This is a genomic window from Desulfovibrio simplex (genome assembly GCF_055387835.1).
Window position 1 is genome coordinate 1714446 of the sequence record NZ_AP042377.1, and the last position, 17425, is coordinate 1731870.

Below are 17425 nucleotides of genomic sequence, written 5' to 3' on the forward strand. Positions count from 1 at the left end.
CTATGCGGTATTTCAAAGGTAATCTGATCCAGAATACAAACCAAAAAGGCCATCCGCTCTGGTTGCTGCGGCTCTGCGGAGCGAACAGCCGCAGCACAGGCCGTTTACGCAATATGGACACATAGCAGGATATAACATGCTGGAAACCACCGTCGTAGTTATCGGGTGCGGGGCCACGGGCATCGGCGCCCTGCGCGACCTGAGCATGCGAGGCATCCCCGCCGTTCTTCTGGAACAGGGGGGTATAGCCCACGGCACCAGTTCGCGCTTCCACGGTCTGCTGCACAGCGGAGCGCGGTATGTCGTCAATGACAACGAGTCCGCCCGCGAATGTATTGAAGAAAACATGATCGTGCGCCGCATCGGCAGGCAGTGCGTCGAAGAAACTGAAGGATTTTTCGCGCTCACACCTCAGGATGATCCTGCCTACGTTGAGAAGTTCCTTGAAGGCTGCCGCGCGGCGGGCATCAGCGCGCAGGAGGTCGAGGTTGCCGAGGCTTTGCGCCTTGAGCCGAACCTTTCGCCCCAGGTGCGCCGCGTTTTTCGAGTGCCGGACTCGTGCGTTGACGGCTTCCGTCTGGTTCTGCATAACTCCATGTCTGCCCAAAGGCATGGCGGGCGCGTGCTCACCTACCATGAAGCCACGGGCATACAACTGGGCAACGGCCGGGTGCAGGGTGTTACGGCGGTTAACCGTCATACCGGAGAACGCGTTGAAATCGCCTGTCAGGTCGTGGTCAATGCCGCCGGTTCATGGGCCGGGCACATTGCGGGCATGGCGGGACTTGATGTTTCCCTTTCACCCGACAGGGGCACCCTGATTGTCTTCAATCACCGCTTTACCTCCAGGGTAATCAACCGGCTGCATCCAAGCGGCGATGGCGATATTTTTGTGCCCCACGGTTCCATTACCATTCTGGGCACCACATCCGCGCCCACAGACAGACCGGATGACACAACGCCCACCACTGAAGAAGTGCTGCGCCTGCTCGACATTGGCGAGCCGCTTTTTCCACAGGTGCGCCAGTACCGCATTTTACGCGCCTTCGCCGGAACGCGCCCCCTGTACACGCCGGGCGGCGCTTCAGGGCGCAAGGCCAGCCGCAACTTTCATATTGTCGACCATGCCGATGAAGGGCTTGAGGGCTTCATCAGCATCTTTGGCGGCAAACTCACCACCTACCGTCTCATGGCCGAACGCGTCACCGACAGGGTTTGCGCAAAGCTCGGACACAGCGCGCCGTGCAAAACCGCCGAGGAGCCTCTGGTTCACGATGTGGATGAAAGCACCCTCAAACGCGCGGCCCGCTTTTTTCCCATGCAGGGCTTGCGCCTCATGGCCGACCGCCTGGGGGACGACCTGCCGGGCGTGCTGGAGCTTGCCGAAAAACAGCCAGACAATCCCCTGCTTTGCGAATGCGAAATGGTGAGCATGGCTGAAATCGAATATGTGGCACGCCAACCTGCCATTTTTTCCCTTACGGACATCCGCCTGCGCACGCGCCTGGGCATGGGGACCTGTCAGGGGGCCTTTTGCTCTCTGCGAACGGTGGGCGCGCTGACCGAGCATGGCGTGCACCTGGAACTGAAGCCCACGGACAATGTCCGGCGCTTTTTACAGGAACGCTGGGGCGGTCTGCGCTTTGCCCTGTGGGGCATGCAGGCCCGTGAAATGGAGCTGAGCCGGGCCATATACGCCTCTACCCTCAACCTTGACGGAGCCGAACATGAGCAGGATTGCTGACGTTCTTGTGGTGGGTTCCGGCATGGCCGGTTTTATGGCTGCCCTTACCGCCGCCAGCCGGGGAAAAAAGGTGCGTATGCTCACGACCGGCATGGGTTCTCTTGCCATCAGCGGCGGTACTATCGACCTGCTCGGCTATGTTGACGGCAGATATGCGGCCGATCCCTGGGCAGGCGTGGCTCTGCTGCCTGCCAGCCATCCCTACAGGCTTATGGGCGAAGAAACCGTGCGCGAGGCCTTGCATTTTTTCCAGCAGCACATGGCTGATCAGCACTGGCCCATGCGGACGGCCACCAACGCCGACGGTCAGCCCTGCAATGTGCATATGCCAACTATTATGGGCACGCTCAAGCCCACATATCTTCTGCCGGAAAGAGTGAATGTTTCTGCCCTGACGTCCGCGCGCCGCGTACTTGTGGCCAGCGTGGAGGGACTGCGCGACTGCCGCCCGGCCCTGATCATAAGCCAGTTGCGCCGCTACAGGTCATGGGCCGACAGGGAATTTTCCGAGTTGACAATGCCCTCCCCGCTTGGAGAGGCCCACCGCAGCGCAAGCGCTCTTGACCTTGCCCGCCTCATGGACAAACCCCGGAGCCGCCAATGGCTCACCGACGCCCTCGCAGCCCGTGCGGGCTCCTGCGACCTTGTGCTGCTGCCGCCTGTTTGCGGCAGCAAAGCGCAGCCGGAAACCTGGCAGGCCATTGAAAAAGCTGCGGGATGCCCGGTGGTGGAGATGCTGTCCATCCCCCCCGGCGTGGGTGGCTTGCGCCTGCGTGACGCCTTGCTGCGCGCGCTGCGCGGTTACGATTTCGAGATGGTTGAAAACGCCAGGGCACTGCGCGCCGAGACAGACGGCGACTCATGCACGGCCCTTATAGCTGAAGCTTCAGGCCAGGAACGACGACACGAAGCCAGAACCTTTGTCCTTGCCACCGGGGGCATTCTTGGCGGCGGTCTGGCGCTGCAACCCGGCATGGTACGTGAAAACGTCATGGGACTGGATGTGGCAGCGCCTGCCAATGTGGAACAGTGGTCTTCACCCGAACTGTTTGGCAGACACTTTTTTGCCGAAATGGGCGTGCGTGTCGACAATGCCATGCGCCCGACGGATTCCCAGGCGTCCGTTCACTGGCCCAATGTCTTTTTTGCGGGGCGCAGCCTTGGCGGATACGACTATGCGACAGAAAAAAGCGGGCACGGCGTTGCCGTGGCCACGGGCTGGCAGGCGGGGCGCATGGCTGCCGCCGCTGCGGAGGAAGGAAGATGAGCGTCCGTATCAACCCTGACAACTGCATAGCCTGCACCACCTGCGTGGTGCATTGCCCTGTTGCCGATGCGACGCCCAAATTTCTTGGCCCGCGCATGATCGGCCCGGCCTATGAACGCTTTCGCCTGCTGGGGCTGAACGAAGACCCGTCGCTGCACTACTGCTCAAACTGCAAAAACTGTGATATTACCTGCCCGCACGGCGTTCCTGTATCCAGCCTGAACATGATGGCGCGAGCCGACCAGTGCCGCAAGACGCCTCCCGGCCTGCGGGACTGGGTACTGGGCCATGGCGAGCTTATGGCCAAATGGCTGCACCGCATCCCGGCTGCCCTGAAAAATTTCGGCATGCTCAACCCGGTCACGCGCCAGGTCCTGCACAGGCTTGGCATCCACCGGAGCGCCCCGTTGCCCGCATTTGCGCGCCGCAGTTTTCGCAGTCTCGCAAAAGAGGTGCGCCAGCCAGAAACCGGGCGCAGCGTCGTTTTCTACCCCGGCTGCTATGTTGACGTTTATGATCCGCAGACCGGGCTGGATATGATATGGGCCATGAACCGCGCCGGCTACAGGGTTATTGTGCCGCAGGATCTCGTTTGCTGCGGCCTGCCTATGGTGGCCAACGGGTTCTGGCAGCATGCCAGAAGCAACGCGGAGCATAACCTTCGCGCGCTGGCGCAGTGGCGCGACCAGGGCCTGCCCGTGGTTACCGGCTGTCCCAGTTGCGCCCTGATGTTTCGCGTTGACCTGCCGGAATACTTCCCTGATCTGGGGGAAAGATATGGAGCCTGCCGCCTGGACGACGCGCAGGATTTTCTGCTGGCCTGCGCAGATTCCGGCGAACTGGACCTTGCGCCAGCGGCTTCGCGTGCAAACCAGCCCGACATGAAGATCATGTATCACGCGCCCTGCCATCTGCGGGCCCAGGGCAATGGCTTGCCCAGCCTTGAACTGTTACGGAGGCTGCCCGGCGTCAGCGTAACTGACGCCCATGCGGGATGCTGCGGTATTTCAGGCAGTTACGGCTTCAAGACAGAAAAATATGAAATCGCCCGGCAGGTCGGGTCTGCCCTCTTTTCCACCATACGTGAAAGCGGAGCGGATATTTCCGCTTCAGAATGCGGCACTTGCCGGGTGCAGATTGTGCACGGCAGCGGCACGCCCTGCCTGCACCCCGTCAGCATCCTGCGCGGCAGGCTTGAGGTGTAGCGCAGGCCATGCTCAGGTGAGGCGCAGCCCGGCCCAAGACCGTGGAAGGCACGCGACTTCACGGCGGAAACGTAGATCAAGATCATAAACAGGCGTCTGTGCCAGCAATACGCTGGCACAGACGCCTGTTTGCTCTTTTAGACCAGATTAACTTTGAGAATGGACATTCTCAAAGTTTAAGACACGCATGCTTCGGCGCTTAACAGCGCAAATAAATAGCGGTGCTGTCTTCATCCGTAAGCCCTGCGGGCAACGGCTGAAGCTGCGCTTACGCCTTCGCTGCGGGCGCCTGCTCACGCAGTCGCCAGAGCAATTTCAAAGTGAAAATGCTCTAGAGCATTTAACAATTGAAATACTCGCGTACGGCAGGCAAAAGCCTGCAAGCTTTTCAAAGCTCACATGCTCTAAAATAAGAATTTTAGGGGGTGGGGGCGTGGGGGAGGAGACCCTTTTACAAAAGGGTCCCTCCCCCACAAAGCATTTCAAAACGCTAGGATTTGTGCTAGCGGCTGTATATTTGCGGGTCAAGACAGCAGGGCTGACGCAGACGCATCTGGCACGCGCCCCACGAAAGCCCCACGCCAAAGCCCTGCAATACGACGTTCAGGTCTCGTTCGCGGACAACGGATGCCAGTTCGCCGCAAAGCACGCCGGGAATAGACGCGGAGTTCAGATTGCCGTAGAGCGGAAAAGTGGCAGAAGGCGCTTTTTGTGCAGGGATGGCGGATTTTTTCGCCACCGTTTCAACAATATACCTGTTTGCCTGGTGCATGATAAAATAGTCGATCCCCGCGGCGTCGCAGCCGGAAAACCGCATAAGATCACGCAGCAGCCTGGGCTGTTCGGCCATGGTGAACGAAAAAATGCCGACGCCGTCCATATGCAGGTCATCAAGCGAACGGATACTTCCGTCATCATATGTCTGCTCGGCCCCGGTCACCGCGGATGCGGGCATACGCGCGCCGCCCGCCGGAATGTACAACTTGTCCAGTTCACGCCCGTCGGCACGCAGGACAAAATACGTGTTTTCCGCATCCGGGCAGTACCGAACCCAGGCGGCGCTTCCCGCATCCCCAAAAATGGGCGCTGTGGTATAATCCTTCCTGTTCGCCGCGCGGGAAAGGGTGTCGCCCGCGCAAAGCAGCACGCCGCCGTTGCCCGAGGCGCGGGACATCATGCCAGCCAGCCACAGTCCGTACACAAAGCCGGCGCACCCCTGACAGACATCGATTGCAACGGTTTCTTTTGAAAGCCCAAGGGCGGCATGAAGCACGTAGGCGTTGCCCGGCATAAGATAGTCCGGGGTCTGGGTAACGGAAATGACGGCCGTGACATCCTGACGCTCAATACGCATTTCCTGCATAAGCGATGTGGCGGCCTGACGGCACAGGTCGCTGGCGGTGGTTCCGGGTGCGGCAACGCGCCTTGCATCCAGCCCCAGCCGATTCTGAAGGCGGGCCAGTTGCGACCGGTCATTGCCCCAGTACTGCGGCTCATCCTCAAGGCGCTGCATATTTTCACCCAGCACTACGGAGCAGCCCGCAAGCTCCACATTGTCCAGCATATAATTGCCCATACCGCTCCATCCAAGTTTTTTACCGCTGCTAATCAGATAAGATACCGTATTTTCAGAAAAGGCGAAAGGCGGCGGAGCACAGCCGGACCGTGAGAACCGTCAAAAAAATACGGCCCAGGATTCTCCTGGGCCGTATTTTTTGTCTGGCCTGAAGTCTAGCCGCCGCTTTCGGTGGTCAGTTGCACATACATGGAATTGCCGCTCCCATCGTTGTATTCAGTGTAGGTCTCGCCATTCAGCACCTTGGTCTCAGCGCTGGCTGTCCATCCCGAATTCACGATAGAATCATTGGATGTGGTCCGGACGAAAATATCGGTATTTTCGTTGGCGCTGTTCCTCAGATCGAACAGGCGGTCCAGGCTGTTGCTGTCGCCGAACATGGATTCGTCACCCGAACCTACAAGGTCAAGCAGGATGCTTTCATAGCCGTCGCCCACATCGCCGATATTGTGCAGAGTCTGGTCAAATCCGTCCTGGTCGGGATTTTCCGCGCCGTTGAACCGGACAAAGAGCAGATCATTGTCTCCTGCAAGATTATCGTGAGAACTGAAGTCATGCTCATAGGCGTTAACCACCATATCCAGGTTGGTTCCCTCCTCGATGACCCGTACGGCAATGTCGTGGCTGCCGACGCTGCTCAGGATCAGGTTGTAGGCGTCCGACCCCATATCCACACCTTGCAGGATGATTTCATTGAAGTTGTGGATATTGTTATCAATAGCCCCGCTTTTAAACCATTCCTTGTAGTACTGCATGAAAGTATCATGGTCGGGCGCGGAAAGGATCAGCAGATTATACCCGTCACCACCATCAATATTGAGACCGTTGGGGGAGCCGATGTCCACCGCGCCGTTGAGCTTCACAATGTCATCGCCGCCGCCAGTCTGTATGGTGACGCGTCCGGTGCCGTCGGTGACAATGCCGCCGTTGATTTCAACATAATCTCCGCTATTACCGGCTGAAACTATCTGCACATGACCATTGTTGATGGCTTCAATGGCTATGCCGTTGGTCATGCTTTCAAGGTCGGTGCCGACCTTGGCGGAGATGATGACCCTCAGGGCAGTATCCGAAGTCCCGCCTTGTACGGCATTGGAGATTGATACGACTCCTCCTGACCATTGACTGCCCTCGGCATCCACATGAATTCCAACGCTGTGGTGGGCGTCTGCAGCCTCGATATTGACGTCATTGGAGACGATATGCACGCTGCTGCCCTCAACCGCGGCAATGCCGGTACTGCTGGACGTGCTGCCTGCCTCGGGATTGCCCGTGGCCTTGACAGTCAATGAGTCCGCCCGGATATCCATGACTGAAAGTGGGGAACCATATAAAGAACCTCCGCTATTGTGGGCCAGAATTCCTGTATTGTGCCACGCGCCTTCAGCCGAAACAGTGAGGTGCCCTGTGGGAGCATACTCGTTGTTTACGCTCTGTCCGTAGCCCAACGAAGTCGTATTTTCCCGGTTTTCCTCAGCGTCTGAAAAAACGATAAGATTATGCCCGTCGGCTTCAATGCCTACACTGCGGCTGTCTGCCGACAAAACGGCTCCTGCTTCGACCCTGGCGCTGATTTCAGCTTCCTTGGCTCCGAGAGCTAATGCGTAGGTGGGCTGATTATTGATATAATAACCGCCATAATCATCTGCATAAAGAGCATAGCCTGCGAAAATGCCTGTAGCGGAGGTAGCGCCGCCATTGTCTACGGCTGTCACGTTTAGAGTAAACCGCTCATCCGCGCTGATGACAAAGGTTTCCTTTTTATGCGTGTGGGTGGCGTTGATGCCGATAATGTGGTTTATGGCTGAACTGCCGTCTTTACCAACAGTTCCGGTTAAAGTGATATTTTTCCCCGCAATGGAAGAAGATGCCTTCACAGCGGAATCGGGAATAAATTCAAATTGATAAGCAGGAAAAGCCGTTGCCCCGTTGTAGTGCACCACGGCAATATTCTCGCCGTTGGCGTTTACTGAGAGGTTCACATCTCCCTGTTCTGCATGCAACGAGGCCGCGCCGTTGCTTATCTCAAGAGCGGAAACCCATTCCTGACCGGAACCTTCAGACAGATGCTTACCCTGCATGGCCACATCCACATTGATGTCGCCATTTTTGGAAGTAATGTTCACATCGCCAAACTGGGCATTGATGCCTGCGGCCTCAAAACCGCCGTCCTGCGCGCCCAGATTCAGGCTGACATTCACATCCTTTTCAGCTTGAATATCCACAATAGTCTGCTGGCCGTGACTGGAGGTGAAGTCCTGACTGTATCCATATTGGTCAGGCTCGAATTTGTCTGCCAGATATTGGCGATAAAGGGCCGAGATATACTGGTACTGTTGGTATGTTGAGGAAAACCCCCCTTCTCCGGGCAGATCGTTGGCCCCCAGGCCAACACCGGAAAACACGCCGAAAAAGCTGGAAGAATCGTCCAGCGATCCGCTCTCGGTCCTGTTATTGACGGTAATGTCAACATTGCCATCAGCAGAAGTTATGTTGACGTGCCCGTTATCCGTGGCGGCAACCCCGGCAACTGCGGTATTCACCCCTGCCGTTCCCGTCAGGTCCGCGCTGACCTGTACATCGCCTGTGGTGGCGGTGAGACTGACCTCGGAATGATCGAACTCCCTGCCTTCGAAAAAGCCTGCGCTCCCGCTGGGCGTCCCAGGAGTGCCGGGATTTTCCAGTATGCCCCCATCAGCGCGCACACCGGTGATGACCACGCTGTTGGCAGCGGATCCGGCCGCCACGGAAGCAGCGCCAACGGAAACACCCTGCGCCTCCAGAGAAACGCTGCCTCCTCCTGTCGCGTAAGCGCCGCTGACATAGGCGGCGCCGTCCGCTGAAAAACTGGGCTGGTCGCTTACGGTCTGGATGCTCAGATCACCGCCGGTCACCCGAATTTCGTTCTGGGCGGTTGTGCCCTGAGCGGCTACCGTTGCCGTTACGTTTGCCGTGTAATTAGTGGTGTTTTCACCGGGGTAGCCCAGCCAAGCGTTTTCATCAGCAAACCCGGACAGAGGTTCGTGATGTGCCACACCCTGCAACACAGTGGTGTTATCATTATTGCTGATGCGCAAGGAGCTTGTGCCCGACTTCAGGTCAATATCAAATCTGCTTTGCCCTCCGTCAGCGGTGAGCGACGTTTCAGTGAGCTGATAGTGCATTTCGCGCCCGCTGCCCGCATCATACGCGCCTTCGCCCGCCGGAGGATGCGGCAGCTTGATGGCTGCGGCGATATCAGCCGTGCTGGCGTTGGTAAGGTGCGCGCCATGAGCGACTTCGCCGGCCCAGGTCTGGTCTATTACCTGCATGTCGGCATCTTCCGGCGCCTTCCAGGTGATGTTTGTCATGTCATTGTGGTCGGCGGTGGAAGCAACCCGCACTCCGTGGCTGGTCTGCTGACCGTTGCCGTCAGTGAACACCAGGGTGTAGTTTTCAGGCCCTGTCGCGCCACCAGAGGAGTTGGCAAGAGTGAAAACAAGCTCGCCCTTTACCGGATCATACACAGCCTGATAGCCGTCGAGATCAAATGTCCAGGTTCCGTCGGCATTGGCCGTTCCGGTATAGCTTATGCTGCCGTCAAAATTGGTGATGGTAAGGGCATTGCCCGCCACATCGCCACCAGCAAGGCGCGCCAGATCAAGGTGAACTTCGGGATTATCCTGCCCGTCCGCGCCAAGAAGCGCCACATTGGAATATGTGAGGGAATATTGAACTGGAGGTTGGGGGCCATCACCGCCACCGCCAGATCCGCCGGAACCGCCAGGGGCGGGAGCCTGTCCCGCTGCTGCCGCAAGCAGGGAATTCTGCGTACCAGGATCACTGAAAACGCTTTCTGTGCCAGATTCATAGCCCACCCCGTCCAGATGCTCCACGCCACCGGCAAGTTCGCTTCCGCTGAACTCATTATAACGGGCGGAACGCTCCGCTGCGGAAGGTCCTTCCGCAGGGGCCAGATCAGGTCCAAAGGCGCTGAAAAAATCCGCGCCGCTGAAGAGCTGTCCGTCCACTTCAAAATCCGGGGTATTATCCTTGCCGTATTCAGTATAAAAGTCAGCAACCTTGATGCTGCCCCCATCTTCGAAGCGGAAGATAAGGTCATTATCAGCTTTTTCCAAAGTAATGTGATTGGCGGAAAAATTCGAAACAAATCTGGCCCCTTCCGCTGAAGAAACCGTAACCTGCTGCCCGGCAGCAGGACGAACAAGAGAAATATTACGCATATAGCCCCCTGATCCAAGTCGTGACGCTTGGGTCAAGAACACAAGGCAGAGCTCTCAGACGATATGCCTGAAAAAAGCAGTGCCGGATTACATATAAAAAGGGATATTATAGGGGAGACCCGGAAGAATAATCGGGAATCCGGGGAGAGAAGGACTCTCCCCCAGCCGACTCTTTATTCAAAAACAAACAGTTGGCTGATTAGACAAAAAGGAAGGTGAATATATAAAATCCACACTTCTGGCTGAGCAAGCATGCTTAACTACCTTTCGAGTAGGAAAAATAAATACTGAAATGCCATCTGTCAATAAGCAAGCATCAAATTAAATTGAAAACAACACTGTCTCAGACATCAAAGCTGAGAATAAAAAACAGATTAACATATATCACACATAAAAGATTCAAGTCATCTCACCATGATAAATAACACCCTATGGTATAATTTTTACGCAATAACAAATAAAAAAATATTTGATTTTTAACTCCAGCTACAACCGTTTGAACCTGTGCCCCATAGGAACCTTTCCAATTCTGATCCGTAAAGGGCGTGCGTGTGGCGGCAGAATATTTTTCAGATGCCGTCGCAAAACGTCTATGTCGATTTCCGCTCCCTCCTCAGCCTGACATAGCAACTCCACATGCATACCGGTCAGAGGATTGGGCACTCCTTCGGCCTTCGCCAAGTTCACGCCCGGGAAAGAAAGAGCGGCGCTTTCTACCGCGGCAGGCAGTACCTTGAGCCCCCCGACATTGATCACACTGTCAGCCCTGCCCACAATGCGCAGCCATGGCCCGTCACATTCCACCAGGTCCCTGGTATTGAACCAACCTTCAGCATCAAAGGGAGAAGGCGCATTGAGGTATCCCAGCATCCTGTTTTCGGCTCTGATATGCAGTTCACTGTCGCGGACGCGGCTTTCCACACCCTCACCGCCAATCTGTATCCAGAGTTCGTCGCGCTTTCGCGTTCGCACCCGCAGGATACCCAGTTCAGACATGCCGTACGTCTGCCGGAAGTCCACCCGCGGCAGAAGGCCCGCAACGGCTGACAGTGTATTCTGGTCCATCTGTTCGGTGCCGTAGGTGACAAGACGCAACGACGGCAGATCGGCTCCGTCCAGAAGGCCGCTGTGCACCAGCATACGCAAAAACGTCGGTGTGGTGGGCAGCAGTTGAACGCCATGTGAATGAATGTCGTCAAGCACGGCGGGAACGGTGCGAGCCGTCGGACGCACCACAAGACCGTTGTTGTACAGCATATGAAACAGCGTGTTCAGGCCGCCGATATGGTCGAAGAGCAAAAATCCCAGGGTGGTCCATGCCGGACGCGGCGTGGCAAAACGGGCAAGAAATTTATCAAAATCATGCACAATGGCCTTGGGCCTGCCCGTGCTGCCTGATGAAAAAAGAATCAGCCCGGCGTGACCCTGAGAACGCAGCCGGTCCAGCAAAGGATGGGCGGTCTGCCGCTCTTGCCGCCGTACAAGCTTGCCGTCGGCCATGACAACGTCGACATGCCCGGTTGCAAAACAGTATTCGTGCTGCGCGTGATTTGCCGCCACCAGCGGCATGATGATGGCCCTTTTGTCCACAAGGGTCAGCAGATTCCGTATGCCTGCCGCGTCAAAGTCTCCCACAAGGGCCACCACATCACCGGGGGCAACGCCGACACACTGGTTTGACGCCTGCGCCATGTCGGCAAGGCTGAGACTTTCCCCCGGCCCGATCAGGAACGGACGGCGGGGATCAGCGCTGCGCTGACAGAGATCGTGATACAGGCTCACACGCCACCCACATGAAGGCATTGGCCGGAAATCATGCCGCTTGCGTCATCCAGCAGCCAGCGGACTGTCTGCCAGACGTCTTCAAGGACACACTGGCGGCGAATAATCTGCCGTTCCACCAGAGCGTCGAGCTTGCTCTGGGGGACCTTTGCCGTGAGTTGCGTGGGAATGGGGCCGGGAGCCACCGCATTGACCGTGACCCCCCAGGAGGACATCTCACGCGAAAAAGCCCGCGTGAATCCTTCCACACCAGCCTTGGCGGCCACATACGCGCTCTCGCCCTCAAGCCCCAAGGCCACGGCAATGGATGAAAAATTTATAATCCTGCCGCCTTTGCGGCGCGCCAGCGCGCGTCCGGCCTGCGCCGAGCAGTACATGGTTCCGAGCAGATTGACTTCCACAATACGGCGCATGGTCTCTGGCGGCGTTGTCACGGCAAGGTTCATTGACGCAATGCCCGCGGCATTGATGACGCCCCACAGCGGCACATGCCGCAATCTGGCAAAACAATCAGCCACCTGATCCGCCATGGCCACATCGCAGGCAAGCGTTTCGCACGGCATGTCGGCGGGGGGCGTGCGGCAAAGCCCCGTCACGCCATACCCCCCCTGCATGGCGCGCATGGCCAGATGCCGCCCCACCCCGCCGCTGATGCCGGTTATGACCACATGTCGGTCCGCCATGTCACTCCTCCTGCCCAAGCGTCGGCAGGGAATATATGTATTCTGCCAGGCTGCCTATGGTATGGTACGGACTGTTCTTTGCTGACATCATACTGTCATGAGTCCACGTGAAACGCCTGTTATTATCCGTGCAATAGTCTTCGAGAGCCAGCATGAGTTCCACCAGCATCAAGGAAGAAAGCACACCCCCCTTGCCCAAAAGGGGAGTTGTTCCGTCAATCTGCGGGGCAGCCCCCGTTTCTTCCGACAGGATTCGCAAGATGGCGGCATGGATAAAATCCAGAACATCTTTCTTCATCATTTGCAATAACTCTCTATTTAGTCATATACTAGAGATTAAAAATGGCTCGGGCAGCAAATACGCTATCCGTGCTCTTCCCTTTGCAAAAGAAATGTGGTCATGTGGCAGAAGTCCTTGTTCGCACAGTAACCCACAATAAAAGTTGTTATTTTCTAATACTGGCAAACAGGGCCCCACTGAAAATAAATTAAAAAAGACATTCCTTCAAATGGCAAGCGCGGAGCCGCCATACGGCGTGACCTCGCAGCCGGGGGAAAGAAACATGACCAATGTACGCTTTAAGCACGCGGCCCTTGCCGCCATAAGTTCCGTGGTAGCCGGACATGCGGTATCCGTTGAAGACGAGCTTGAACACTTTTCAGACAGTCCCGCACAAGCGAAGCGCTTTACCGCTGTCAGCGGGTTGCACACGCGCCGTAAAGCCGATGATGACGTGACGGCATCAGACATGTGCGCTCAGGCGGCACGGGCCCTGCTGCGCCACACCAATACCCCTTCAAACGATATTGGCGCTGTTTTTTTTGTCAGCCACAGCGCGGATTATCTTTTGCCTGCAAGCGCCGCCATTTTGCAACACAGGCTGGGCCTGCCGCGCAACTGCGTGGCCATGGACATGAATGCCGGATGCGCAGGCTTTATAAACGCCCTGTGGATGGCGGCAAGCCTTGTGGAGTCGCGCGCCTGCAAAAAGGTGCTTCTTCTGGCCGGTGACACCCCTGGGCGCTTTCAGCCTGCCGCCAACAGGGTGGTGGGGCCCATCTTTGGCGATGCGGGAACAGCGGCGCTGGTTGCGTATAGTGAATCCCCCTCGCCCATGAGCTTTGCCTTCGGCACAGACGGCGGCAAGCATGAGGCCCTGGTCATTCCCGGCGGCGGAAGCCGCATACCCCAATGCGCCTCAGAAGGAGCGGACAGTCCGTTCAATCAGACCGTATGCGACGACAAGGGTAATCCCTGGACCCTTGGCGGGCAGTGCTCCATCTGGATGGACCCCATGGGAATATATACCTTCAGCACGTCTGTCGTCCCTCCGCATATTAAAGAGCACCTGCTGCATGAGGGCCTTGAAGCGCAAAATGTGGACAGGCTGTTTCTGCACCAGGCAAACAAAATCATTGTTGATTCCATTGCCAAAAAAGTCGGCATACGCAAAGAAAATGTCCCCACTGAGTCCCTGGGCCTTTATGGCAACCTTGGGGTCGCGTCCGTTCCCGTTCTTATCTGCGCCCACTATGCCCAAAACAGCTCCACCCCCGCAGCCAAAGGACATGCAAACAGTATGCTTTGCTCGTTCGGTGCCGGTCTTTCGTGGGGCTCGGTAATACTTTCCCTTGATAAAACAGTGGTTTTACCGGTATGCGATTACATAAAAGAAGAAAAAACAGCGTCACGAGCCGAACGCATTGCCCACTGGCACAATAAATTTTCAGGGCACACCCCAAGCTGAGGGAATAGATATGATTATTGACCCCATTCTCCCACAGGGCCCCTCCATAACGCATCACGAGATCGAACACGTGACTTCCGCCTGCGCGACTGGCTGGAATATGAAATCCGGCAGCTATATCAACGCATTCAGGCAAACAATGGCCCAGATCACCGGGCAAAAGTACGCACTGGCGCTTTCAAGCTGCACCGGGGCCATGCATATTGCCCTTAACGCCCTTGGCCTGAAGCGGGGCGACGAGGTGCTGGTGCCGGATCTGGCGGATTTTGCCGTGGCGGCCTGCGTGATGTATTGCGGAGCAATTCCGGTTTTTTGCGATGTAGACCCCGACACTTTGTGCCTTTCAGCCGAGGATGCCGCCCGCAAGATAACTCCCAACACCAGGGGCCTGATTGCGGTGCATCTTTACGGGCAGCCGTGCCGCATGGCGCCGTTGATGGACCTTGCACCCAAACACGGCCTGTTTATCCTTGAAGACGCCACACAGGGCATCGGAAGCCGTGACAATGGCCGCCCGGCAGGGTCATTCGGCCACTTCGCCGCATTCAGCTTCAAGGGCAACAAATCGGTTGTCGCCGGAGAAGGCGGCATGCTGCTCACGTCAGATGACCGGCTTTTTGGCCGCGCGGCACGACTGGCAGCGGGAGGTCGTTCGTCCGACAATCCCTTTGCCTATGATCTTGTTGGATTCAACTACTCCATCTCGGCGCTTCAGGCGGCTTTGGGTTTTGCGCAGACCAGCCGCCTGGACGACCTTGTGGCCAAGAAAAAACAGATACATTCTTGGTACAAAGAACGTCTGGCCGACATGCCGGGCATTCGGCTGAACCCCGTGCCGCAAAACAGCGAACCCAGCTTCCTGACCAACCTTCTTTTCGTTGACGACCAGAACATCCAACGCAGCAGACTGATCATGCAACTGCACGCAAGCAGCATCCTGGTTGAGCCTGTGTATTTTCCCCTTTCCTCAATGCCCATGTTCAAACAGGCGCAAACGCCTGCCGCCCACGCCGCTTCGGTCAAGGCCATCTGCCTGCCCAGCGGCCATAACCGTACAGAAGAAGAAGTGGACTACATTTGCGCGGCCATCAGACAACTGCTCGCGGAACCAGGGCGTGACCGGGCTGAAGTGCCGCCGTCCGGCTGGCTCAAGTATAAATCAGACACGCTGGAATTCTTTGCGAAAGCCAAAAATAAAGGCTTTGCCATTCCTTTTGAACATGACGGGCATTCCTATACACTTAACGCTGTAACAGCAGCCGACATTCAAGATGCGAATCTGGTCAAAACATTCACCCGCTGGCGTGAAGCAAGCTCCATTGCCTTTCTTACACGCACTGCTGTGACCGAAGAAACCATGCATCAAATCTTGAATAATTATATCAGTGCGTTGCCTGATTACATCCTGTTTTTTATAGCGGATGACAAACATCTGTACGGCCAGGTGGGCCTTAATGATTTTGCCTTTCAGAAACATGAATGTTGCATTGACGGGCTTTATATTGAAAGCAACGCTCCCAAAGGACTTGCGGCAGCCGCCTGCGAAACCATATTCGCCTGGGCAAAAAAATCGCTTGATATTAAAAATATTTTCAATCATGTGGTGGCAAGCAATAAAAAAGTACGCCTTCTCGCAGCGGCCCAGGGTTTCAGGGAGATAAGCCGTACGGCCCTGTACAGGGAAGAAATTCCCGGCGGTGAAATATTCCGCCCGATGTACATGCCGGGGCATGATACCCCTGACGAGTACCTGCTTATTTGCAAAAAAACACTCGTCGGCGCTGAAACGTCTGGCACTGAATAACCTTCAGTCTTGTTGCGTTTTTTTGGCTTCGTTGCCAAAGCCCACAGCCAACCCACTGAAAAAAGGATACTTTATTATGATCAGCCAGGATGAAATCCATAAAATACTTGCTGAAGCCTTTGAGATGACCCAGGAAGGCAGTGAGGTTTCCCATAAGTACAGCCCCTCCCTGCCGTTAATGGGCGTTGATGGCATACTGGATTCACTTGATACGATGCTTTTTTTGGATAATATTGATGATCTCCTTTCGAGAAAAATGGGAAAAAGCGTTGCCGTGGCCATGGATTCGGCCTTTGAACGCGAAGAAAACCCATACCGGACCATGCAGTCGCTGGCCGAATATCTGACGTCGGTCCTGAATGGCGAAGGTGGGCAAGACTAGGCTTTCCTGCATGTCATCCGGTCCCGGCATACCAGCAGTATGCTTGATGCCGCCCTTTGCGCTGCTCTACGGAACTCTAAAACGGGATGATGTTAGCCATGCAACCTCAAGAAGACGCCCGCGCGTGCCTGCAGGAACTTCAGCAAAAGCCACCGACGCTCCCCTTTGAGCCGGATCTGCTCCCCATGCTGTTTGCAGCGACGAAAAACAGCACGGCCACTCCGGCCAAGGGACTGGTGGCGCTTATTGAGAGGAATCAAAAACTGACAACCCGGGTTCTCGCCACAGCCAATTCCGCAGCCTATGGACAGGAGTTCAAAGTTTCCACGCTCCACCGCGCCATAAATATCGTGGGCTTGAAAACCATAAGGACGCTGGTGGTTATGGTGGGCATGGCCGCCGTCATCAAAGGGGCAAACCTGCCCAAAAGCTTTGACATCAAGGAATTGTGGAAGCACGAATTAACAACCGCCGCCATTGCCAAGATTCTGGCTGCCGAGCTGGGGGGGCCTGACGGCGTGTGGGGTCCTTCCGCCGATGAAAAAAACCGCCTGCTCATGGACCCGGACGAAGCGTATATCGCCGGCCTGCTCCACGACATTGGCAAGGTTTTTTTTGCCACCAGCCGCCCGGAACTCTGGGAAACCGTGACAACCACATGCAAAGAATGCGGCCGCCAGTATTTTGAGGTCGAGAACAGCTACTGGAGCATGGATCACGCGCTTATCGGCGCGGTGGTCCTGTACCAGTGGAAGCTGCCTCTTATACTGACCGAGCCCATCAACTGGCACCACTCCCCCGAACTGGCGCCAACATGCAAGATAGAGGCGCAGCTTCTTGCCGCAGCCAACATTATCGCTCGCACCCCGCCTGACGCCCAAGGAAGACTCTGTGAGAAAGCCGTCGCGCTTTTACCGGAAAGCTGCGACCTGCCCACCATCACTGCGGCAATAGCGCAATATTTTGCCACCACTGATACTGAAGCTTTCTCTACCTTTGATGCGTAGCCTG

The 17425-nt window shown here is 56.4% G+C and carries 12 protein-coding genes; 7 read left to right on the top strand and 5 right to left on the bottom strand.

The features are described 5' to 3' along the window. The first annotated feature begins 136 nt into the window (after nt 1-136). Genes glpA through ACZ5DH_RS07055 form a run of 3 tightly spaced genes read left to right on the top strand, consistent with a single transcriptional unit; the run spans nt 137 to nt 4216 of the window. On the top strand, nt 137-1744 hold the full coding sequence (gene glpA, locus ACZ5DH_RS07045; RefSeq protein ID WP_464256361.1) for an anaerobic glycerol-3-phosphate dehydrogenase subunit GlpA: 1608 nt from the start codon (nt 137-139) through the stop codon (nt 1742-1744). After that, nucleotides 1728-3011, top strand: coding sequence for an anaerobic glycerol-3-phosphate dehydrogenase subunit GlpB (gene glpB / locus ACZ5DH_RS07050; protein ID WP_464256362.1), 1284 nt, complete (start codon nt 1728-1730; stop codon nt 3009-3011). Before glpA ends, glpB begins: the two co-directional genes overlap by 17 nt. Continuing rightward, a complete protein-coding gene (locus ACZ5DH_RS07055; RefSeq protein ID WP_464256363.1) occupies nt 3008-4216 on the top strand; it encodes an anaerobic glycerol-3-phosphate dehydrogenase subunit C in 1209 nt (402 codons plus the stop codon). The genes glpB and ACZ5DH_RS07055 overlap by 4 nt, the downstream gene beginning before the upstream one ends. A 502-nt stretch (nt 4217-4718) precedes the next feature. On the opposite strand, the gene ACZ5DH_RS07060 is transcribed toward ACZ5DH_RS07055, so the two are convergent. The 5 genes from ACZ5DH_RS07060 to ACZ5DH_RS07080 all read right to left on the bottom strand — a co-directional run bounded on the left by ACZ5DH_RS07060 (nt 4719) and on the right by ACZ5DH_RS07080 (nt 12781). Further along, nucleotides 4719-5792 (bottom strand): 3-oxoacyl-[acyl-carrier-protein] synthase III C-terminal domain-containing protein, encoded by a 1074-nt coding sequence (locus tag ACZ5DH_RS07060; protein WP_464256364.1) that lies wholly within the window; start codon nt 5790-5792, stop codon nt 4719-4721. Between the two features lie 155 nt (nt 5793-5947). Further along, on the bottom strand, nt 5948-10015 hold the full coding sequence (locus tag ACZ5DH_RS07065) for a hypothetical protein (RefSeq protein ID WP_464256365.1): 4068 nt from the start codon (nt 10013-10015) through the stop codon (nt 5948-5950). A gap of 486 nt (nt 10016-10501) precedes the next feature. Continuing rightward, nucleotides 10502-11797, bottom strand: a complete 1296-nt coding sequence (locus tag ACZ5DH_RS07070; protein ID WP_464256366.1) for an ANL family adenylate-forming protein — start codon at nt 11795-11797, stop codon at nt 10502-10504. After that, on the bottom strand, nt 11794-12480 hold the full coding sequence (locus ACZ5DH_RS07075; RefSeq protein ID WP_464256367.1) for an SDR family NAD(P)-dependent oxidoreductase: 687 nt from the start codon (nt 12478-12480) through the stop codon (nt 11794-11796). The genes ACZ5DH_RS07070 and ACZ5DH_RS07075 overlap by 4 nt, the downstream gene beginning before the upstream one ends. A gap of 1 nt (nt 12481) precedes the next feature. Beyond that, nucleotides 12482-12781 carry a hypothetical protein gene (locus tag ACZ5DH_RS07080; protein ID WP_464256368.1) on the bottom strand — a complete coding sequence of 100 codons (300 nt, stop codon included), beginning with the start codon at nt 12779-12781 and terminating at the stop codon, nt 12482-12484. Nucleotides 12782-13043: 262 nt separating this feature from the next. Here ACZ5DH_RS07080 and ACZ5DH_RS07085 point away from each other — a divergent pair, with 262 nt between their 5' ends. From ACZ5DH_RS07085 to ACZ5DH_RS07100, 4 genes are all read left to right on the top strand, one after another. Next, the gene (locus tag ACZ5DH_RS07085; RefSeq protein ID WP_464256369.1) at nt 13044-14228 is read left to right on the top strand and encodes a ketoacyl-ACP synthase III; all 1185 of its coding nucleotides are present in this window, start codon (nt 13044-13046) and stop codon (nt 14226-14228) included. 10 nt (nt 14229-14238) lie between these two features. Beyond that, the gene (locus ACZ5DH_RS07090) at nt 14239-16032 is read left to right on the top strand and encodes a GNAT family N-acetyltransferase (RefSeq protein WP_464256370.1); all 1794 of its coding nucleotides are present in this window, start codon (nt 14239-14241) and stop codon (nt 16030-16032) included. A 76-nt stretch (nt 16033-16108) separates the two neighbouring features. After that, nucleotides 16109-16414, top strand: coding sequence for a hypothetical protein (locus ACZ5DH_RS07095; protein ID WP_464256371.1), 306 nt, complete (start codon nt 16109-16111; stop codon nt 16412-16414). Nucleotides 16415-16512: 98 nt separating this feature from the next. Then, nucleotides 16513-17421 (top strand): HDOD domain-containing protein, encoded by a 909-nt coding sequence (locus ACZ5DH_RS07100; RefSeq protein WP_464256372.1) that lies wholly within the window; start codon nt 16513-16515, stop codon nt 17419-17421. Nucleotides 17422-17425 lie beyond the last annotated feature (4 nt).